Origin of the sequence: Streptomyces sp. NRRL WC-3618, from assembly GCF_001280005.1 — a bacterium.
In the GTDB taxonomy this organism is placed as follows: domain Bacteria; phylum Actinomycetota; class Actinomycetes; order Streptomycetales; family Streptomycetaceae; genus Streptomyces.
The window spans coordinates 1-19,642 of record NZ_LGDW01000491.1 but is presented as its reverse complement, the minus strand read 5'-3'; the positions used below and the strand labels follow the sequence as shown (position 1 = coordinate 19,642).

At 69.9% G+C, this 19,642-nt stretch carries 15 protein-coding genes and 1 pseudogene; 8 read left to right on the top strand and 8 right to left on the bottom strand.

Annotation, left to right across the window (positions count from 1 at the left end; genetic code table 11):
• The 5 genes from ADL01_RS39705 to ADL01_RS39685 form a co-directional block, all read right to left on the bottom strand.
• A complete protein-coding gene (locus tag ADL01_RS39705) occupies positions 1 to 906 on the bottom strand; it encodes a carbohydrate ABC transporter permease (RefSeq protein ID WP_405773693.1) in 906 nt (301 codons plus the stop codon).
• On the bottom strand, positions 903 to 1,868 hold the full coding sequence (locus ADL01_RS39700; RefSeq protein WP_053746954.1) for a carbohydrate ABC transporter permease: 966 nt from the start codon (positions 1,866 to 1,868) through the stop codon (positions 903 to 905). Before ADL01_RS39700 ends, ADL01_RS39705 begins: the two co-directional genes overlap by 4 nt.
• Positions 1,869 to 1,888: 20 nt before the next feature.
• Positions 1,889 to 3,151, bottom strand: coding sequence for an ABC transporter substrate-binding protein (locus tag ADL01_RS39695; protein WP_053746953.1), 1,263 nt, complete (start codon positions 3,149 to 3,151; stop codon positions 1,889 to 1,891).
• Positions 3,152 to 3,372: 221 nt separating this feature from the next.
• Positions 3,373 to 4,608 (bottom strand): ROK family transcriptional regulator, encoded by a 1,236-nt coding sequence (locus tag ADL01_RS39690; RefSeq protein WP_053746964.1) that lies wholly within the window; start codon positions 4,606 to 4,608, stop codon positions 3,373 to 3,375.
• 189 nt (positions 4,609 to 4,797) lie between these two features.
• A complete protein-coding gene (locus ADL01_RS39685) occupies positions 4,798 to 6,042 on the bottom strand; it encodes an FAD-binding protein (RefSeq protein ID WP_053746952.1) in 1,245 nt (414 codons plus the stop codon).
• A 150-nt stretch (positions 6,043 to 6,192) separates the two neighbouring features.
• Between ADL01_RS39685 and ADL01_RS39680 the strand changes: the two genes are divergently transcribed.
• Together ADL01_RS39680 and ADL01_RS39675 are read left to right on the top strand one after the other, a co-directional pair.
• The gene (locus tag ADL01_RS39680) at positions 6,193 to 7,515 is read left to right on the top strand and encodes a radical SAM protein (RefSeq protein WP_053746951.1); all 1,323 of its coding nucleotides are present in this window, start codon (positions 6,193 to 6,195) and stop codon (positions 7,513 to 7,515) included.
• Positions 7,516 to 7,776: 261 nt separating this feature from the next.
• Entirely contained in the window at positions 7,777 to 9,312 is a 1,536-nt protein-coding gene (locus tag ADL01_RS39675; RefSeq protein WP_053746950.1) for a cellulose-binding domain-containing protein, read from the top strand.
• A gap of 89 nt (positions 9,313 to 9,401) precedes the next feature.
• Here ADL01_RS39675 and gndA read toward each other — a convergent pair whose 3' ends face one another.
• Positions 9,402 to 10,844, bottom strand: a complete 1,443-nt coding sequence (gndA, locus tag ADL01_RS39670; RefSeq protein ID WP_053746949.1) for an NADP-dependent phosphogluconate dehydrogenase — start codon at positions 10,842 to 10,844, stop codon at positions 9,402 to 9,404.
• Between the two features lie 226 nt (positions 10,845 to 11,070).
• Between gndA and ADL01_RS39665 the strand changes: the two genes are divergently transcribed.
• The 4 genes from ADL01_RS39665 (at position 11,071) to rsgA (ending at position 16,082) form a co-directional block, all read left to right on the top strand.
• Positions 11,071 to 12,786, top strand: coding sequence for a lipase family alpha/beta hydrolase (locus tag ADL01_RS39665; RefSeq protein WP_053746948.1), 1,716 nt, complete (start codon positions 11,071 to 11,073; stop codon positions 12,784 to 12,786).
• Positions 12,779 to 13,867: a hypothetical protein gene (locus tag ADL01_RS39660; RefSeq protein ID WP_053746947.1), complete on the top strand. Its 1,089-nt coding sequence runs from the start codon at positions 12,779 to 12,781 to the stop codon at positions 13,865 to 13,867. Before ADL01_RS39665 ends, ADL01_RS39660 begins: the two co-directional genes overlap by 8 nt.
• A 41-nt stretch (positions 13,868 to 13,908) precedes the next feature.
• Complete coding sequence (locus tag ADL01_RS39655) at positions 13,909 to 14,664, top strand: DUF6424 family protein (RefSeq protein ID WP_053746946.1); 756 nt, start codon at positions 13,909 to 13,911, stop codon at positions 14,662 to 14,664.
• A gap of 263 nt (positions 14,665 to 14,927) precedes the next feature.
• On the top strand, positions 14,928 to 16,082 hold the full coding sequence (rsgA, locus tag ADL01_RS39650; protein ID WP_053746945.1) for a ribosome small subunit-dependent GTPase A: 1,155 nt from the start codon (positions 14,928 to 14,930) through the stop codon (positions 16,080 to 16,082).
• 110 nt (positions 16,083 to 16,192) lie between these two features.
• Here rsgA and ADL01_RS39645 read toward each other — a convergent pair whose 3' ends face one another.
• Positions 16,193 to 16,564 (bottom strand): PPOX class F420-dependent oxidoreductase, encoded by a 372-nt coding sequence (locus ADL01_RS39645; protein WP_053746963.1) that lies wholly within the window; start codon positions 16,562 to 16,564, stop codon positions 16,193 to 16,195.
• Positions 16,565 to 16,693: 129 nt separating this feature from the next.
• On the opposite strand from ADL01_RS39645, the gene ADL01_RS39640 reads away from it, so the two are divergent.
• Positions 16,694 to 17,965 (top strand): SGNH/GDSL hydrolase family protein, encoded by a 1,272-nt coding sequence (locus ADL01_RS39640; RefSeq protein ID WP_053746944.1) that lies wholly within the window; start codon positions 16,694 to 16,696, stop codon positions 17,963 to 17,965.
• A gap of 15 nt (positions 17,966 to 17,980) precedes the next feature.
• On the opposite strand, the gene ADL01_RS39635 is transcribed toward ADL01_RS39640, so the two are convergent.
• Positions 17,981 to 18,463: a DUF456 domain-containing protein gene (locus ADL01_RS39635; protein WP_053746943.1), complete on the bottom strand. Its 483-nt coding sequence runs from the start codon at positions 18,461 to 18,463 to the stop codon at positions 17,981 to 17,983.
• A gap of 294 nt (positions 18,464 to 18,757) precedes the next feature.
• On the opposite strand from ADL01_RS39635, the pseudogene ADL01_RS45140 reads away from it, so the two are divergent.
• Positions 18,758 to 19,642: pseudogene (locus ADL01_RS45140) on the top strand (hypothetical protein); the annotation flags it as partial.

Sequence of the window (19,642 nt, the reverse complement as noted above, 5' to 3'; positions counted from 1 at the left end):
TCAGCCCTTGATGCCGGTCTGGGCGATCCCCTGTACCAGCCAACGCTGGAGGAAGAGGAACACGAACACCAGGGGCAGGATGGAAAAAGCGGTGGCCATGAAGATCATATGGAATACGACGGTCTGGTTGGTCATGTAGTTGGAGAGCGCGACCTGAACGGTCCACGCGTCCGGACTCTGCCCGATGACCAGCGGCCACAGGAAGGAGTTCCAGCCGTTGATGAAGGTGATGGTCGCCATCGCCGCGAAGAAGTTCAGCGAGTTGGGCACCACGATGCGCCAGTACGCACCCCAGTAGCCCAGTCCGTCCACGCGCGCGGCCTCCTCCAGCTCCTTGGGGAACCCCAGGAAATACTGCCGGAACAGGAAGCAGGTGAAACCACTGAACAGGCCCGGGACGATCAGACCCCGGTAGGTGTCCACCCAGCCGAGCGACGAGACCAGCACGAAGCTGGGTACGAAGGTCACCGCGGTCGGGACCATCAGGGTCCCCAGGACGGCGTAGAAGACCTTGTTGGCGTGCTTGTACGGGATGCGGGCCAGACCGTAGCCGGCGAGGGAGCACACCAGCAGGACGCCGGTGGTGTGCAGGGTGGCGACGACCGCCGAGTTCCACAGGGACTGGGCGAACGGCACCGTCTGGTCGTCGAACAGTTGGCTGATGTTGCCCCACTGGATGTCCGTGGGGAAGAACTTCCAGTTCTCTCCGGTGATCTCGGCGTCCGTGGAGAGGGCGTTGCGGATCAGCAGGTAGAACGGGACCAGGAAGAAGAAGCCGGCCATCCCGGTGGCGATGTAGAGCCCGGTGGAGCTCATCACGCCGCCGCCGCGCTTGACGCGGCGGGGCCTGTCCGGCGCCGGTGCGGATTCCCGTACCTCGGGTACCTCGGGCATCGTGGTGGTCACTTGGACTCCTCCCCCCTTCCGAAGCCCATGAACTTGCCCTGGAGCAGGGTCACGGCGCAGATCAGCACGGTCAGGATGACCGCGCCGGCGCTGCCGGAACCGTAGTCCTGGCTCTCGCCCAGGGCCTTGTAGTACAGCTCGACGAGGGGTGGGCGGCCCCAGGTGGTCTTCGACAGGAGGTTGAAGAACTCGTCGAAGGCCTGGTAGGCGGCGACCAGCAGCAGCAGGATCACCGCGGTGGACGTGGCGCGCAGCTGGGGCAGGGTGATGTACCGGAAGGTCTGCCAGCCGGGCTTGGCGCCGTCGATGGCGGCGGCCTCGTACAGCTCGCCCGGGATGTTCTGCAGCGCGGCGATGAACAGGATCATGTAGAAGCCGGCCTGCAGCCACAGCCGGGCGCTGACGATGACCACCCAGTACCAGGGCGGGTTGGGGTCGGCCAGCCAGGCGATGTTGTCGATCCCGAACCAGCCGAGGATCGTGTTCATCAGGCCGAACCGGACGCCGCTGAAGATGGACATCTTCCAGATCAGCGAGGCGGCCACGTAACTGCACGCGGTCGGCAGGAAGAAGACCGACCGGAAGAACGCCCGCATGAAGCGCAGCCGGTTCACCAGCAGGGCCAGGCCCAGTGAGAGCGCCCAGGTGGTGGGCACGATGAACGCGGCGAAGGCGGTGAAGGTGCCGAGCGAGCCGACGAAGTCGTCGTTCGTCAGCATGTACGTGTAGTTCTGGAAGCCGACGAACTTGTCGGGCGTGACGGTGAAGCGGGCCTCGAAGAAGCTGAGCCAGAGGCTCCAGAGGATCGGCGCGTAGACGAAGATCGCCAGGCCGATGAGGAAGGGCCCGGTGAAGAGCCAGAAGTTGACGGTGGGGCTGCCCCGCAGGGCCCGCCGCGGCTTGGCCGGTGAGGCCTTCGCCGAGGCGGGGCGCGCGGGATCGCGCGTCTTGGTCGTCGACATGTCCTGGTCCGTCCCGCGGCCTATCCGAACAGCTTCTTGAGCTCGCGGTTGACTGCCGCGTCGGCCTTGTCGAGCGCGGCCTCCGGGTCCATGTCCTTGCGGACGGAGTTGGCGAAGACGTCCTCGAGAGAGGTACGCATGGCCTGGGTCCAGCCGATGTTGTCGAAGTGGCCGAACTCGTTGAAGAGCTTGACGCCCTCAGCGGCGTTGCCCGACTTGAGCTTGGTGGCCGACTGCGCGAGCGAGGCGCGCGGCGGGATGTGGAAGCCGTACGAGGTGGCCCAGTCCTCCTGGTACTGCTTCTGGTCGATCCACAGCCACTTGACGTACTCCTTGGCCGCTTCGACGTTCTCGCTCTTGGCGTTGACGAACATCGACCAGCCGCCGTTGTAGACCGACGGCTTGCCGGAGTCGATGGTCTTCGGGAACGGGAAGATGCCCCAGTCGTCGCCGAGCGCGGCCTGGATCGCCGGCATCGCCCACATGCCGCAGAACTGGATGGCGCACAGGCCCTGGTTGAGCGAGGAGGGGTCCCAGGAGTCGGTCGGAGCGCCGAGGAGAAGGTCGCCGCTGGTGAACAGCTTGCGCATCTTCTTGATGCCCTCGATGACACCAGGGGTGTGGTAGGCGATCTCGTTCTTCTCGTTGAGGTGGTCGGCGTTGGCCGACCAGATCATCGTGTCGATGACGCCGTGCAGGTCGTTGCCCATGTACAGGCCCTTGACCTTGCCGGTGGTCAGCTTGGCGGCGGCCTCCATCAGTTCGTCGAGGGTGGTGGGCACCTCGACCTTGGCCTTCTCCAGCATCGACTTGCGGTAGAAGAAGAACTGGGGGTCGTCGATCATGCGGACGCCGTAGATCTTGCCGTCGACCGTGTGCGACTTGATGTCGGCCGGGTTGAAGTCGTCCTTGACCGGGTCGATGATGTCGGTCAGGTCCGCCACCTGGCCGCTCTTGATCATCTGGATCTGCGGGTGGAACTCGAAGACGTCGGGCGCGTTCTTGGTGAGCAGCGTCGCGAAGAGCTTGCTCTCGAAGTCGGCGCTGGTGATCCACTGCGTGGTCACGTTGGCCTTGTCGTAGGCCTTGGCGTACTTCTTGATGGCCTGCTCGGTGCCCGCCTCGCCGTACGCGTGGAAGTACTGCGTCAGGTTTACGCCCGAACCGGCCCCGCCGGAGCGGCCGTTGTTGCCGCCGCAGGCGGTCAGCGCGCCCGCGGCGGACAGGCCCGCCGCTGCGCGGAGGATGGATCGGCGGTCCCAGTTGCTGCTCATGGCCGACATGTGACGTCCTTGTCTCTGGTGCGGCTGCGGGCCACGGGCTGTACGCCGAGTGGCTGAAACAGGAGGTGCGGAGCGGGACGTTAACCTTCGGCTAAGGCTTCGGCAAGGGGTTGGACGAAGTCCGTTCGAAACGTTGCGGGGCGTTCGGTATGTCGGACACGACGAAGCGGCGGACCGCTCAACAGCGGTCCGCACAGGCCTGGTTGGCGTTTGGCCCAGACCTATTTCAGCGGCATCGGGCCAGTGCGCCGGGCTGCCGACGCCCGCTGGGTCACCAAGGACAGGGCGCCTTCGAGGGCGAACGTCGCCGCGCCCAGGCACGCCGGATCGGTGGGGATGGGGGACAGGACGATCTCGGTGGCGGCGAACGGCCGTCTGAGCGCGTGCCGGCCGACGGCCTCGCGCACCTCGCGCAGCAGCGGCTCGCCGAGCCTGCGGGCGACCCAGCTGCTGAGCACGACCACTTCGGGGTTGAGGAGGTTGACCAGGTTCGCGATGCCCGCACCGATGTAGCGGGCGGTCTCCCGTACGACCTCGATCGCCACCGGGTCGTTCGCGTCCACGCCGAGGGCCAGCGCGTCGATGGTGGCGGTCTGGTCCTCGGGGTGCAACAGCGGGCTCCCCGGGCTGAGTTCCCGCAGGTTGAGCATGATGCCGGGCGCGCCGACGTAGGCCTCCACGCAGCCGTGGTTGCCGCAGCGGCAGGGCCGCCCGTCCAGCACGAGCGTGGTGTGACCCCACTCGCCCGCGCTGTTGCTCACCCCCCGGTACAGCCCGCCCTGGAGCGCGAGCCCCGCGCCGACTCCCGTCCCGAGGTTGACCACCACCGCGTCCCCGCGCCCGCGCGCCGCCCCGAACCACATCTCGGCGACCGCGCCGGCGCGCAGCGGATTGTCCAGGTAGAGGGGGTAGGCGATGACCTCGGACAGCAGGTCGAGCAGCGGCACGTCGTGCCAGTCCCAGTTGGGCGCGTACTCCGCGACGCCGGTGTCCCGGTCGACCTGCCCCGGCACGCTCACCCCGACGCCCAGCACCCGCGAGCCCTCGATGCCGGCCTGCGCGACCACGGAGCCGACGGCGGCGGCCACCTGGCTGACCACCTGCTCGGGCAGGCTCTCGCCGGGGCGCATGTCCTCGTCGGCGCGGGCCAGCACGTTCAGCCCGAGATCGAACAGCTCGACATGGACGTACGTCTCCGCGATGTCGACGCCGATCAGCGCGCCCCCCGACGCGTTGACGGCCACCAGGCCCCGGGGACGGCCACCGGCCGAGTCCTCGAACCCGACCTCGGTGATCATCCGCAGCTCGATCAGCTCGCCGACGAGCGTGGCGACGGTGGCCAGGCTCAGCCCGCTGGCGGCAGCCAGCTCCTGCCGGGAGGTAGGAGAACGGGCGATGATCTGGCGAAGCACCTCATAGCGGTTCGCGGTGCGGATGTCACGTGACGTGCGCTTCACCACCGGGCTTGCCCCCTCGCCGTGCAGATCTCCGTGCGGACCTGAATTCCGTACGGATCTGAATGCGGACAGACCGGAGTAGACGGCACCGGCGCGGCGCAAGGCTATGGGCAGCGGGGGAGGTTCGACAAGGGGTTAGGAAAGGGGCTGAAGAAAGTCCACCCGCACGTGGCTGTGCCCTGTCCGAGGTCAGTCGCCGAGCACCTCCCGCACGAACGCGTTCGTGAACTTCGCCGAGGGGTCCAGGAACGCCGCCAGCGCCGCGAAGTCCGCCAGCCGCGGATACCGTCCACGCACCACATCCGCCGGTACGGCGAACACCTTGCCCCAGTGCGGACGCGCCCCGTACGGGTTCAGCGCCGCCTCGACCCGCCGCACCACCGGCAGCACCGCGTCGGTGTCCGCCACCCACGTGAAGTGCAACGCCACGCTGTCCCGCCCGTACGCCGGACTCAGCCACTGGGTGTCGGCTGCGATCGTCCGCACCTCGCACACCTGGAGCACCGGCGCGACGACGTCCCGGATCGCGTCGAGCGAGCGCAGCGCGTCGAGCGCGTACGGGCGCGGCAGCAGGTACTCCGACTGGAGCTCCTCGCCGCTGCTCGGCGTGAACTCCGCCCGGAAATGCGGGAGTCGCTCGTGCCAGGGACCCGGCACCCCGAGTTGCTCGGTGCAGTTCACGGTCGGCATCCCCGGCACCGGGTGCATCGCCTCGGTGGCGGGCGCGGCCCACGGGAAGTCCGTCGGCGGCTGGTCGGTACGCCGCTTCAGCCACACCTGCCGGAAGCCCGGCGCACGCCAGTCGGTGAACAGGCTCACGCTGTACGCGGCACCCGCCACCGTCTCGAAGTCGAGCCCGTCCAGGGGTAGTTCGGTGAACACGTACTGCTCGACCTCGAAGTCCGCCTCCAGGTCGAGAGTCAGCGCCGTGACCACGCCCAGCGCGCCGAGCGAGGTGACCGCGCCCTCGAACCGCTCCTCGCCCCGGGCGATCGTCACCGTCGAGCCGTCCGCGGTGACCAGCTCGACCTCGCGCACCGCGGCGGCGAGCGAACCGTTGCCGACCCCCGAACCGTGCGTACCGGTGGCCACCGATCCCGCCACCGAGATGTGCGGCAGGGACGCCATGTTGTGCAGCGCGAGCCCGCGCCCGTGGACGGCCCGGGCCAGCTCCGCGTACCGGACCCCGCCCCCGACCCGGACCGTACGGGCCGCCGTGTCCACGTCGATCTCCTGCGGCAGCGCGGCCAGGGACAGCAGGACACCGCCGGCGCCCGGCTCCGCGATCTCGTTGAACGAGTGCCCGCTGCCCAGCACCCGCACCCGCGCGCTGTCCGTCACGAGCGCCCGCAGGGCGTCCAGGGAAGGCGGTCGGTGCAGCTCCCCGGGCGTGTAGATGATGTTGCCCGCCCAGTTGGTCAGCGTCTCGGTCATCGAAGTTCGTCCCTCCGCTCAGATGCGACGACCTTCTCACGCGGCGGCGGGTGACATGCCCGAGGGCCCCCGCGCCCGCTCCCAGGCGGGCGGGGGCATACCGTGAGGAGTCGAACGCCGCAACACCGCCGGAGCCGGAGGAGACAAGGGATGGGCAGCCGCACCGCGCTGGTCGAGGATCTGATGGAGCGCTTTCCCCACGTACCGCGGGAAGCCGTCTTCAAGGAAGACCTGCTCAGGGGTGGTGTGGCCTTCGATCCGTCCGCGCTCAGCGACAACGAGAGCGGCGACGTCAAGCCGAAGTCGTACTTCATTTTCTCCTTCGACCACGGCACCCTCCCCGAGCTGGGCGAGGCCGCGCTGCGCCGCCCGCCGGAGGAGATCATTCTCACCGGCGGCCCCTACGACCTGCGCCGGACCGTCGTGTCGGTGCGGGTGAACCCGGCGTCGCCCTACCGGGTGGCCGCAGGCGAGGACGGTGTGCTCGGCCTCTACCTGGACGGGAAGCGGATCTCCGACGTCGGGGTGCCGCCCATGCCGGAGTACTACCGGCACAAGCTGTCCAACGGGAAGTCCGTCATGGAGGTCGCCCCCACGATCCAGTGGGGCTACCTGATCTATCTGACCGTCTTCCGGGTCTGCCAGTACTTCGGCGCCAAGGAGGAGTGCCAGTACTGCGACATCAACCACAACTGGCGCCAGCACAAGGCGGCCGGCCGTCCGTACACCGGCGTCAAGGACGTGGACGAGGTCCTCGAAGCGCTGGAGATCATCAACCGGTACGACACCAACCGGACCTCCACCGCCTACACGCTCACCGGCGGTGCGATCACCTCGAAGCTCCAGGGCCGCGACGAGGCCGACTTCTACGGCATGTACGCGAAGGCCATCGAGGAGCACTTCCCGGGCCGCTGGATCGGCAAGGTCGTCGCCCAGGCCCTGCCGAAGGACGACGTACAGCGCTTCAAGGACTACGGCGTGCAGATCTACCACCCCAACTACGAGGTGTGGGACCGCAAGCTCTTCGAGCTGTACTGCCCCGGCAAGGAGCGCTACGTGGGCCGCGACGAGTGGCACCGGCGCATCCTCGACTCGGCCGAGGTCTTCGGCGCCCGCAACGTCATCCCCAACTTCGTGGCCGGTGTGGAGATGGCCGCGCCGTCCGGGTTCACGACGGTCGACGAGGCCATCGCCTCCACCACCGAGGGCCTGCGCTTCTTCATGTCGCACGGCATCACGCCCCGCTTCACCACCTGGTGCCCCGAGCCCACCACCCCGCTCGGCAAGGCCAACCCCCAGGGGGCGCCGCTGGAGTACCACATCCGTCTGCTGGAGGCCTACCGCGCCACGATGGACGACTTCGGCCTCGACTCGCCCCCCGGCTACGGCGAACCCGGCCCCGGCCGCGCGGTGTTCTCCGTCAGCTCCTTCATGGACAGCCTGCCGGCCCGGGATTCGGTGACGAAGGTCTGAACAGAACGCCGGTGCGATCCGTATGAGGGATGTGGACTCGTGCGGATCGCACCGTTCATCCCGCGAACCCTGTACGGCGAGCCGCGTTGACATGTGCCGACATGTGAATACGTAGCTTGTCAGTTGTGCGGGAAACGTGAAAAGCTCGGGGCTCCGTTCTGTGAAACGTTCCCCAACTCCTCTGTTTATGGGGTGAGTTGACGTTTTTACCTTGACCTTGACGTTGGCGTGTGCAAGCCGTTGATGCTGGAGTCCCCCTAAATGCCAGATCTGCCAACCCCTCAGGACGCCGCCGAGGCAGCGCTGTTCTCCGAGTGCTGGGACGCGGTCCTCTCGTACGCCGACCTGTGCACGTCCGGCTCCTCCGCCGGCACCGAACTGGCCGCCGAGGCGTTCACGCACGGAATCCACGCGGCCCGGGCCGCCGACTTCGGGGCCCGCAACAGCGGGCGCCGCATGCCCCGCCTGCCCTGGATACCGCTGCTGCTGGCGGCGGTTCGCAGTACCGCCGCGTCCTGGGAGGAGACCGGGCACGGCCACCAGCTCGACCCCGACCTGCGGCTGTGGCTCAACTCCGACAAGGCCGCCCGGTACGTGGGGCCGCCGCTGCGCCGCCCGCTCGCGCTGCGCGCCCTGCGTGACATGCAGGAGCCGGACGCCGCCCTGCTCTGGCTGGCCGAGGTGGAGGCACTGCCGATCCCCGTCGTGGCCCGCCGGCTCGGCCTCGATCCGCACAACGCCGCCGAGGAACTCGCCCAGGTACGCAGCCTGTTCAGGGACCGGTGCCAGCGCAACCTCCTCGACCTCCCGATGAGCTCCGAGTGCCGCGCCTTCGCCCGGCTGCTCGACGCGGTCAGCCGCTCGCAGGGCGCCGAGGTCCCCGAGGACCTCTCCTGGCACCTCGCGACCTGCGTGGAGTGCGCCGAGGCCGCCGCCTGTCTGCGGATGTACGGCGGGATCGGCGGACTGCCCGCCGCGCTCGCCGGTGGCGTCATCGGCTGGGGCGGGCTCGCCTACCTGGAACGCCGCCGCCGCGCGGCCGACGCCGGTCTGCTCGGCGGTCGCGGTGAGGCGGGCGTGGACACGGGCCTCACCATCGGCGAGTTCCGTCCGCGCATCGGCCGTACGGCGATCATGGTCGCGGCCGTCATCGTCTCGGTGCTGACGCTCACGGTGTCGCTGATGCCCTTCGGCGGCTCGGACGGCGACGCCACCGCGCGGGGCGGCGCGCACGGCTCCAATCCCATGGCGGACCCGGAGTCCGTCCTGCCGTCCAGCCTGACCGTCCCCGTGGGCTCCACCCCGTCCGTGTCCCCCCTGCCGTCGGACTCCGGCTCGGGCTCGAACTCGGACCCGGACTCCGCCCCGGGCAGCGACTCGTCCGCGGGCCGGCCCGACACGGAGCCCCAGGGGACCTCCTCGTCCACCGAGCGCGGTGAGACGCCGAAGCCGGACCCGAAGCCGAGCCCCGACAAGAGCGCCCCGGCGTTCTGCGACGTCGACTACGACCTCGTCAACGAGTGGCCGGACGGCTTCCAGGCCACCATCAGCGTCACCACCACGAAGGCCCTGGACGGCTGGAGCATCTCCTGGAGCTTCCACGACGGCCAGCGGGTCAGCCAGATGTGGGACGCGAACTTCCGCCAGGACGGCGCCCGCGTCACGGCCACGGCCGCCGACTACAACAGGGCGGTCGCCGAGGACGGCACGGTCTCCTTCGGCTTCCTCTCCAGCTGGCAGGGCACCAACGGGGCCCCGTTCGACGTCACGCTCAACGGCAGCCACTGCACGATCTGAGTTCCTGGCGGCCCGTACTGATCCGGCCACGCCGAGCGATACCGCTACGGGCGTGGCCGGCGTTGTTCCCACAGTGCGGGCGGCCGAGGTCAGATCAGCTCGGTCTCACTGCGGTCGGCCCGCTCCCAGAGGGTGTGGAAGCGGCCCTCGCGGTCGGTGCGCCGGTAGGTGTGGGCGCCGAAGTAGTCGCGCTGGCCCTGGGTGAGAGCAGCGGGCAGGCGCTCGGCGCGCAGGGTGTCGTAGTACGACAGGGCGGCGGAGAAGGCCGGGACGGGGACGCCGTGCCGGGCGGCCGTGGCGACGACCTCGCGCCAGGGGACCTGGGCCTCGGCGATCTCGGCCGTGAACCCCTCCTCGGTGAGCAGGGTGACCCGGTGAGGTTCGGCGGCGTACGCGGCGCGGACCCGGTCGAGGAAGGCGGCGCGGACGATGCAGCCACCGCGCCAGATCCTCGCGATCGCGCCGAGGTCGATGTCCCAGCCGTACTCCACCGACGCGTCCCGGATCATCTTCCAGCCCTGGTCGTAGGCGATGAGCTTCGACGCGTACAGGGCGTGCTCCACCAGGCAGGCGAACCGCTCCGCCTCGCACGCGGTGAGCTCCCCGCCGCTCCCGCCGGGCAGCTCCCGGTACGCGGCGCGCAGGGCGCGCTGGCCCGAGGCGGCGCGGGCGAAGGTGGCCTGGGCGATGGCGGTGACCGGGGAACCGAGCTCCAGGGCGGTGTGTACGGTCCAGCGGCCGGTGCCCTTCTGCCCGGCCGCGTCGGCCACCACGTCCACGAAGGGGCTGCCGGTGGCGGCGTCGGTGTGGGCGAGCACCTCGGCGCTGATCTCCATCAGATACGAGTCGAGGCGCCCCTTGTTCCACTGACGGAAGACCTCGGCGATCCGCGCCGGTTCATAACCGCCGACCTGGCGCAGCAGGTCGTAGGCCTCGCCGATCAGCTGCATGTCGGCGTACTCGATGCCGTTGTGCACCATCTTCACGAAGTGCCCGGCGCCGTCCGTGCCGACATGGGTGACACAGGGCTCGCCGTCCACCTTGGCACTGATCGTCTCGAGCATCGGCCCGAGCGCGGCGTACGCCCCCGCCGAGCCGCCGGGCATGATGCTGGGCCCGTTCAGGGCGCCTTCCTCACCGCCCGAGACGCCCACCCCCACGAAGTGGACACCGAGCCCGCGCAGCGCCTGTTCCCGGCGGCGGGTGTCGGTGAAGTGGGCGTTGCCCCCGTCGATGATCATGTCGCCGGGCTCCAGGAGCGCGGCGAACTCGTCGATCACCGCATCCGTGGCCGCCCCCGCCTGCACCATGATCATGAGCCGCCGGGGCCGCTCCAGGGCCGCCACGAACTGCTCGGCCGTCTCCGCCGGCACGAAGTCGCCCTCGTGCCCGAAATCCTCGACCAGCGCCTTGGTCCTGGCGGGGGTCCGGTTGTGGAGGGCCACGGTGTAGCCGTGCCGGGCGAAGTTCCGGGCCAGATTCCGGCCCATCACCGCAAGGCCGGTGACGCCGATCTGCGCGGTCGCCTTCATGGTGTGCTCCTTCGCTCGGTGCGGTTCCCACCGCCACACTGATCAGTTACGGCTGATGGGGCCCCAGTTGTTCAGCGGTATACCGGCTGGCGTCATGAGCGGGCGGGCGCCCGGAGCGAAAGCGCGGCTCACTCGTTCGGCCTAACCCTGGAGGTGGGGGGTCACCCTCTCGGCCTAGCGTGATGAACGAAGGGCTTCATCCGCCGAGAAGCGGAGGCGACAGGGGATGGCGAACGAGCCGAAAGACCCGAACGAGCCGCTGCCCAAGGCTCATGTACGCCCGCTGATCCTGGTCCGCGGTTTCGGCGGTCCGGATGTGGGGGACGAGCAGCGCGACGCGTACCAGGGCTTCAACAACGGCACTGTCTATGCGCTTCGCCAGGGCGAGAACTACATCTACGAGGGCTTCGTGCTGCGGGCGCTCAAGTCCGGGCGGTACAGGGACGCCACCAACGTCGTCGGTTACCACAACAGGGACATCAAGCCCCTGACCGCCGCCGGCGACAGCCCCGACGACCCCACCCGTCTTCGCTGGGCGGCCGATCTGCTCAGCGGCACGGTCGCGGTCGACGAGGCGGCAGCCGCACGTGTCCTCCAGGGCCAGGGTGTGAGCGGGACGCTGTGGGTCTACCGCTTCTACGACCTCCAGCCGCGGACGATCAACCGCTACGGCGAGGGCCTGGCGCGACTCATCCGGATCATCCGGGCCGGCGCCGAGCTGACGGACCAGGTTTTCTCCGGGGTGGACGTCATCGCGCACAGCATGGGCGGGCTGGTCGTCCGGGCTGCCCTGCGACAACTGAAGGAGGCCGGCGACCGGCCCGAGGAACTGGTCCACCGCATCGTCACCCTGGGCACTCCCCACAGGGGCATCGCGTTCCAGTACCTGCCGGAGTGGCTGCTGCGCGCCGTGCCGCAGGTCAGCGCCGCCGCTGACGAGATGGCCTCGTTCGATCCCGGCGGAACCGACTTCCTCAACGTCCCCAAGTGGTTTCCGCTCGATCGGATCCTCACCGTGGTGGGCACCAACTACCGTTCGTACGGCACGCAGGCGGCGAGCTGGGCCAACCGGCTCTCCAACCTGGCCGACTCCGACCCGCTCGCCGCCAACCGCAGCGACGGTCTGGTGAAGCAGTCCTCGGCTCAACTGCCCGGCGCACCCCGGACGTTCGTCGACAAGTGCCACGGCGGCTCGGATTCTCTGGTCACCTCGCGTGAGGCGTACGAGATCGCCATGCGTTTCCTCCACGGGACCCACCGCGTCGTGCTGTGGCTGGACCGGGCCAAGGTCAAGCGGGGCGCGGACTTCTTCGGAAAGAGCGAGTTCTGGCTCGGGGTCGGCATCAAGCCCCGGGGCGTCGACTTCGAGCTGTTCCACCAGGGCAGGGAGGCGGAGAACTGTTACGGCCCCTTCGACATCGACCACGACACGGGCGAACTCGTGGACGGCCCGCCGCCGCTGGAGCAGGAGCTGCAGAAGCCGCTGAACGCCCCGGGTGACCGCACGACCGGGTGGCCGCGTGTGGAGCCGCCCAACCGGAGGCTGGTCTGGGAGGGCTGGCTGGACCGCTCGGTCCGGCCCACCGGCACCGCGGATGACGGAACCATGGTGCTGCGGCTGGACATCCAGGTCGGTGAACGCGACAGAGCGGGCATCGGCTTCTCCGACAATGTCGTCTTCCGCAAGCAGTACTACGTTCAGTGGCTGCCGGCCCAGGGCGGCGACGCGGAGTCGGTGTTCGTGCACACCGGTGAGGAGTACCTCTCCCAGAACGCGGCGGCCGCGCTGGCGCCCCACCTCGGGAACGAGTCGACCTCCGCCGTCCAGCAGGCTCACCCGGCCGACGGCGGACAGGAGTTCAGGATCGGTGGCACCGGCTTCGAGGCCACATTGCGCATCGCGATGATCCCGGAGGACTCCAGGGGAAACGCAGATGTCTGAGGCCAGCCGCAGGCCGGACCACGATGACCACGACAACCCCGGCGACCAGCCGCATCTGCCGGGTGGCCCGGCCCAGCGGCCCAACACCTGGCAGCACCGCGTCAAGGTCCGCCTCTGCGTGCTGTGGCACGAACTCGACTCGGTGTGCCGGGAGGCCGACGAGACGAACTGCGTATGCGGTGTCAGAGCAAGTGAGCAGCGTGTCGGTGCCCGTTGCCTGCTGCGGAGGGCCGCAACCCTCATCGAGAGTGCCGGCAGCCGCAGCAAGGACCGGACCCGTCGGCGCCGGTTCATGAGCTGGTGGCACGGCGAGTTGTACGAGGGGTCGCTCCAGTGCTTGCACGAGGCCGAGGTGCTCATCGTCTCCCTGTACGAGCCGTGCCGGGCACGTCGGCACGCCAACTCCGTGCTGGCGACGGTCAGACCGCTCTGCCCGACGGATCCCCGGCTCAAGGCGGTCGACGACCTGCTCGCCGCTGAGCCACCACACGATCGGGAGCTGCCGGCCGCGCTGGCGGAACTGCTCGAGGCGGGCTACGCGGTCGAGGAGGAGCGTGCGGTTCGCAGCCGGAACTTCCGCAACCGCCTCATCCGTGCGGGCTTCATCCTGCTCGTCGTGCTCGGTGCCGTGCTGGGCGCCGCCTACGGGGTGAGCGGCTCAGTGCCCGTCTGTGAGAAGAAGGCATGCCTGGGCGGGCACGCTCCAAGCGGTGAGGACACCGGCCTGGTGATGCTCCTCGGCATGCTGGGGGCGGCCCTTCCGATGGCAGGCCGGCTGCAACGCATGGGCGGCAGCTGGAACCCGTACAGCCTGCCGTTCTGGCAGGAGATGATCAAACTGCCCATTGGGGCCCTGACCGCCGTGACCGGTCTTCTTCTGGTCGGCACCGACTGGCTCCCCCTGCTGAAGGACCCAACGAGCTGGCGTCAGGTCGCCGCCTACGCGGTCGTGTTCGGTGTCGTGCAACTTGCCCTGACCCACACCATCGACACGCGCGCGGAAAAGCTCCTTGCCGCTGATCCGGACGCGGACGAGGCGAAGCAACTGGAGAACGTGCCGAGCAAGAAACCGGCCGCCTGAGCGCACGGCGGCGGTTCCCGACCATGAGGGAGGAACGCGACATGGCAACGCACGAGACGGTGGACAGCTCACTGCCGCACACCGAAGAGGAACAGCTCAAGTGGGAGATCAACATCCCGGGGCACGCGCCGCGCAGCGATTCGCCCGAGTACAAGAAGTCCCGCAAACGCATGCACGACATGCTGGCCACGGTGGCGGACCCCTTCCTCGGCCCGGAGCCCGTCGAGGACCATCACGGCGGCGGGCTGTGGCTGAAGGACGCCGACGGATGGTTCATGGTGCGCAACCTCGCCGGCATCGAATGGTCCGCGCAGTTCTGCGCCGACCCGGCCAAAGTCGACCTCCTGCGCCAGAACGCTCGTCGCGTCTACGCGGCGTACCCGCAGGCGGTCGAGGAACTGGGCATACGGGAACTGCTCGACACCCCCATAACGGACGCCGACGGCGTGGCCGAATGGACCGACTCCATCTGCAACGCCAGCGTCCCCCTGCCCCACCACGCGCACAGCGCCACGCTGCCGAAAGGCGGGGGTGTGCATCACTATCCGACGCCGATCACCGACATCGACCTGATCAGGTACGCGGATTTCAAGCTGTGGGTCACCGACGAGAACGGCGAGAACGTCGCCGTCGCACCCGTCGACCGCCGTGGGTCGGGGGACGCCCGCATCCACGTCCTGTACGCCGCCCAGGACTCCACACTGCGCGCCCCCTTGCTGGAGGCACAGTCCGAGGGCAGACCCCTCCTGCTGGCCCCGGATCATCCGGTCGCGCGAGCCGCCTTCATCAACCAGTAGTGATCCCGGCCACCGAAGAAAAGGCGTGGCGTGGAGGCACCCCCCTCCCGTACGCTCTGGACCGCCAACAGGTACGCGCGTCCAGACCACTTGCGTACCGCCTTGACGAAGAAGAAAGCAGGAGGTGCATTTCGATGATTGCCGTCACGCAGGGCAGTGCCCGCTCTCAGTACGTCGTTCACACTCCTGCGGTCTCCGGCTGACAGCCACTCGACATCCGCGCGCCTGACGCGCTGCCGGGGCCGCCCTTCGAAGGGTTCCCCTTGTCTTTCTCTTCCTCCGAGGCTCCTTCCGCGCACGCGCTCGCCCTTTACGGGTGGGACGCGGACTGGGAAGCCGAGTTCTCGCCCTACGCGGCTCAGGGTCTGGTGCCCGGCCGTGTCGTACGGGTCGACCGGGGCATGTGCGATGTCGTCACCCCGGACGACGTGGTCCGTGCCGACACCGAGTTCGTCGTCCCGCGTGACCCGATGAAGGTCGTGTGTACGGGGGACTGGGTCGCCGTCGACCCCGAGGGCAGCGATCCGCGGTACGTGCGGACACTGCTGCCCCGCCGATCCGCCTTCGTACGCTCCACCTCGTCCAAGCGTTCCGAGGGCCAGGTCCTGGCCACCAACGTCGATCACGTCGTCATCTGTGTGTCGCTCGCGGTCGAACTCGACCTCGGGCGCATCGAGCGGTTCCTGGCGCTGGCCATGTCCTGTTCGAACGGCGAGGCCCTGCTGCACACGTCGGCACGTTCCTGGGAGTCGGGCCCGCAGCCCGTCGTGGTGCTCACCAAGGCCGACCTCGTGCCGGACGCGACGACACTCTCGTATCTCGTCCAGGACGTGGAGGCCACCGCCCCCGGCGTGCCGGTGCTCACCGTCAGCGCCGCCGACGGGGACGGCGTCGACGTCCTCGCGGCCGTCGTCGCCGGCGGTACGGCCGTGCTGCTCGGGCAGTCCGGTGCGGGCAAGTCGACGCTCGCGAACGCCCTGCTCGGCGTGGACGTCATGGACGTCCAGGCCACCCGGGACGCCGACGGCAAGGGCCGGCACACCACGACCACCCGCAACCTGCTCGCCCTGCCCGGCGGGGGCGTCCTCATCGACACCCCGGGGCTGCGCGGCGTCGGCCTCTGGGACGCCGGTACCGGCGTGGGGCAGGTCTTCGCCGAGATCGAGGAGCTGGCCGCCGACTGCCGCTTCCTGGACTGCGCCCACACGGCGGAGCCCGGGTGCGCGGTGCTGGAGGCGGTCGACTCGGGGGCGCTGGCCGTGCGGCGTCTCGACAGCTACCGCAAGCTGCTGCGGGAGAACCAGTACATCATCGCCAAGTCCGATGCGCGGATGCGTTCGGAGATCCGCAAGGACTGGAAGAAGAAGGCGGCGGTGGGGAAGGCCGCGATGGAGGCGAAGCGGGGACGGCAGCGGTAGCGCAGGGGTAGTTCCTCGTCCCTCGGACGCCGGACAGGCCGGGAGTGCGGTCCGGCGTCCGGCGTCCGGCGTTCGAGGGCACCGCCTCGGCCCCGTGACCCCGACAGCTGTCAGTCCTCCTCCAGGCCCCAGCTGTGGATACGCCGCGGATGGACGCGGATCACCTCCTCGCTGAAGTGCGGGCCCAACTCGTGTGGACCCGTGAGGAGTTCGGCCTCGCCGCGGATGTCGACGCCCCGGACCTTCCAGGGGCGGACGCTCACCACGTCGTCGACGACCAGGGCCACCTTCGGGTTCTTCTCCAGGTTGCGCCACTTCTTGGTGCGGCCCATCGAGAGTCCGCCGATCAGGATCGTCCCGTCGTCCTGCGGGAAGAAGCCGACCGGGTTCGCCTGCGGCTGACCGTGGGGATCGACGGTGGCCAGCCGTCCCAGCCGCTGGGTCCTGAGATAGGCGCGCTCGGCCGCGCTGAATTCGGTCATGCGGCAGCCAAGCACGGCGGCCGGGCCGGGCGCAGCGAATACGCGGGTGTACGTGCGAACGTACGTGCATGCCGCCATGGGTGTGACACGGGCGTTGGCGCGGCCGACCGGCCGGGAATCCATGCGCACATGACCCGCGCGATCATGGTTCGGCACACCCTCGTAGCCCTGGTGACCGCCCTGGCGATCGTCCCGCCCCCGGCGCGAGCCGGCACGGGGAGCACCCCCGCACCGCCTCCGGCCCCCGGCCCGTCCCTCGTCCAAGAAACCCCCGTTCCCCCCGTCTGGACGGGAACCTGGGAGGCCGCCCCCTCCGGAACCGTCCCGGCCAGGCCCGGCGCCTCCATCCGCAACGTCCTGCACATCAGCGTCGGCGGCAGCGCGCTGCGCGTCCGCCTCACCAACCGCCTCGGCAGCAAGCCGCTGCGCCTCGGCGCCGTCACCGTCGCCCTCCAGGAACTGGGCGAACCGAAGAGCCCGGACGCCGAAACCGGCACGATGCGTACGGCCACCTTCGCGGGCGCCCCCACGGTGACCGTCCCGGCGGGCCAGGACCGTGTCACCGACACCGTCAAGCTCGCCGTACCGGCCGGAGCCAACCTGCTCGTCACCGTCCACACCCCCGGCGACTCCGGGCCAGTGACCTACCACCGTGCGGCGAGACAGTCCAACTTCGTCGCACCCGGCGGCAATTGGGCCGCGGCGGAGGAAGGCGACGCCTACACCAGGAAACTCGGCTCCTGGTACTACGTCACCGGGATCGACGTCCTCGACGCCCCCGCGACCGGCAGCGTGGTCACGCTCGGCGACTCCCTCACCGACGGCGGCAACACGGTCTCCGACGTCAACCGCCGCTGGCCCGACCGCCTCGCCCGCCGGCTCGCCGTCCTGCCCCCGAGCCGCCGCCTCGGCGTCCTCAACGCGGGTGTCTCCGGCAACCGGGTCCTCCTCGACCACGTCGGCCCGAGCGCCCTGGCCCGCTTCGACGCCGACGTCCTCTCGCGGACCCGGGTGCGCGCGCTGATCGTGTTCGAGGGCGTCAACGACATCAACGGCACCCCGGAACAGGTCGTCCCGGGTGCCTTCGAGCAGGCCTACAAGTCGCTCGTGAACCGCGCCCACGCGCGCGGCATCCGTGTCGTCGGCGCCACCATCACCCCCTACGGCGGCAACGTCCGGTGGAGGAGGGCCCATGAATCCGTACGCCGTCAGGTGAACGCCGTCATCCGGGGCAGCGGCATCTTCGACGCGGTCGTCGACTTCGACGCCGCCGTCCGCGACCCGGCGTTCCCTTACCGTATGCGGGCCGCCTACGACTGCGGCGACCATCTCCACTTCAACGCCGCCGGCATGCGGGCCCTGGCCGACTCGATCGACCTGGCCGACCTCAGGGGCCTGTGAGTCGTCGGGAGACCGTCAGCCCCAGAAAACGGCGCCCAGCCAGGCGCCCATGATCAGCAGGCAGGTGAAGAGCTCCACCAGGACACTGGTGCCGCCCGCCCGCATCGCCCTGCGTACGGACGCCACCGCCTCACGGTGCCGGCCCAGCCGCAGCCGCTCGTGGAGATAGACACCGCCCACGAAACCGGGGATCGCGCCCAGCACCGGCAACAGGAAGAAGCCGAGCAGGGCGCCCGTCCCCGCGTACACCGCCATCCGGGGGGTGGCGCCGCTCGCGCGCAGGCGGCGCGGGGGCAGCCGCCAGCGCACCACCTGGGACAGGAACAGGACGACGGTCGTGCCCACGAGCACCCACCAGGAGACCGCCCGCGGATCCTTCAGCGCCCACCACGAGACCGCGGCCCACACGAGCCACGACCCCGGTACCCCGGGCAACAGAACTCCGCACAGACCGAACAACATCACCAGGCCGATCAGCAGGAGATCCCACGCTCCCATCTGCCCAGCGTGCCTGAGAGCGGGGGTAGCCGCAGGTCAGGGGAGCCCACAGCGGAACCCGAGGAAGACCGTAGGCAGACGGGTCACACTCGGATCGGAGCGCACCGTGGCTGGTCACTCCGGCGTCGCCGGGCGGCTCTCCCGTGGGAGGTGGGGCCGCCCGGCGACTTGTTCGCACGGGTGTTCGCCGTGTCATCCGACACGCCGTCGAACACGCCGTTCACGACGGAACACCCCGCCGGATTTTGCGGATGCCCCGTTTTCAACCGGCCCATACGGTGGACAATCGAGGGCATGAGCCAGCAGGGGGAGAGGTCCAGCGGTCACGAGGACGACTGGTGGGGGCAGTTGTACGACGACTCCACCGACGACACCGGGCCCACGGCCGCGGGCGACTCCCTGGACGACCGGTTCGCCTCGGCGTCGGGCACGGTCGACGTCCCCAAGACCGACGAGGTGTTCGGGCGCGAGACCGCGTCCGGGGAGGGTGAGGCGTGGGACGACTTGGGGGAGGCGGCCCCGCCATCGTCTGCCGCGCCCGTGCGGCGCCGGCTGGGAGAGGGCCGGGCACCGGAGCCGCCGACCGGCGCCCCCGGCCCCGGGGTCCCGCCGCAGCGCGACCGCGCCCCCTACGGGACGTGGGACGGTACGCGCGGCAGCGGACCCGGACGCCCCCGCGCCCCGTGGGAGCCGCCGCCCGCGATGCCCCCGGGCCCCGCGACCTTCCCACCGGGCTTCCGCAACCACACTCCGCCCCCACCGACGGACCGCACCCGCACCCCGCTCCCGCCGACCCCTCCGACGCCCCCCGCTCCCGGACGGAAACCGGCGCTGTCCGGCGACGGTGCCCGACCAGCCGGCAGCCCCGGGGCCCCGGAATCCACTGATGCCACGGGTGGCGCGTGGGGCGCTCCGCCGCGCCCGTCTTCGGTGCCGGGTGCCGGGTTTGTGGACGCTGGTGAAGATGGCCGGGCGGCCAGTCCCGAGGGTCTGCGTGCGGAGGAGGGCGCCGGTGGCGGGTGGGATGTTCCGCCGCGTCCGGCATCCGCGCCCGGCGTCGGGTCCGCGTCCGCGTCCTCGCGGGAGGGGTTTTCGGCCGGAGAGGACGGGCCGGGCCGGGGGGTCCCGGAGGCCGCCCCCCGTTCCGGCTGGCCGAGCCCGCCGGTCGAGCCTCCGCGT

Bases quoted from the DNA above. Each gene is read 5' to 3' on its own strand.
- ADL01_RS39665 (WP_053746948.1), top strand. From the start codon at position 11,071: ATGGCGAACGAGCCGAAAGACCCGAACGAGCCGCTGCCCAAGGCTCAT.
- ADL01_RS39645 (WP_053746963.1), bottom strand. From the start codon at position 16,564: ATGACCGAATTCAGCGCGGCCGAGCGCGCCTATCTCAGGACCCAGCGG.
- gndA (WP_053746949.1), bottom strand. From the start codon at position 10,844: ATGAAGGCGACCGCGCAGATCGGCGTCACCGGCCTTGCGGTGATGGGC.
- ADL01_RS39680 (WP_053746951.1), top strand. From the start codon at position 6,193: ATGGGCAGCCGCACCGCGCTGGTCGAGGATCTGATGGAGCGCTTTCCC.
- ADL01_RS39640 (WP_053746944.1), top strand. From the start codon at position 16,694: ATGACCCGCGCGATCATGGTTCGGCACACCCTCGTAGCCCTGGTGACC.
- ADL01_RS39635 (WP_053746943.1), bottom strand. From the start codon at position 18,463: ATGGGAGCGTGGGATCTCCTGCTGATCGGCCTGGTGATGTTGTTCGGT.
- ADL01_RS39655 (WP_053746946.1), top strand. From the start codon at position 13,909: ATGGCAACGCACGAGACGGTGGACAGCTCACTGCCGCACACCGAAGAG.
- ADL01_RS39660 (WP_053746947.1), top strand. From the start codon at position 12,779: ATGTCTGAGGCCAGCCGCAGGCCGGACCACGATGACCACGACAACCCC.
- ADL01_RS39700 (WP_053746954.1), bottom strand. From the start codon at position 1,868: ATGTCGACGACCAAGACGCGCGATCCCGCGCGCCCCGCCTCGGCGAAG.
- ADL01_RS39675 (WP_053746950.1), top strand. From the start codon at position 7,777: ATGCCAGATCTGCCAACCCCTCAGGACGCCGCCGAGGCAGCGCTGTTC.
- ADL01_RS39685 (WP_053746952.1), bottom strand. From the start codon at position 6,042: ATGACCGAGACGCTGACCAACTGGGCGGGCAACATCATCTACACGCCC.
- ADL01_RS39695 (WP_053746953.1), bottom strand. From the start codon at position 3,151: ATGTCGGCCATGAGCAGCAACTGGGACCGCCGATCCATCCTCCGCGCA.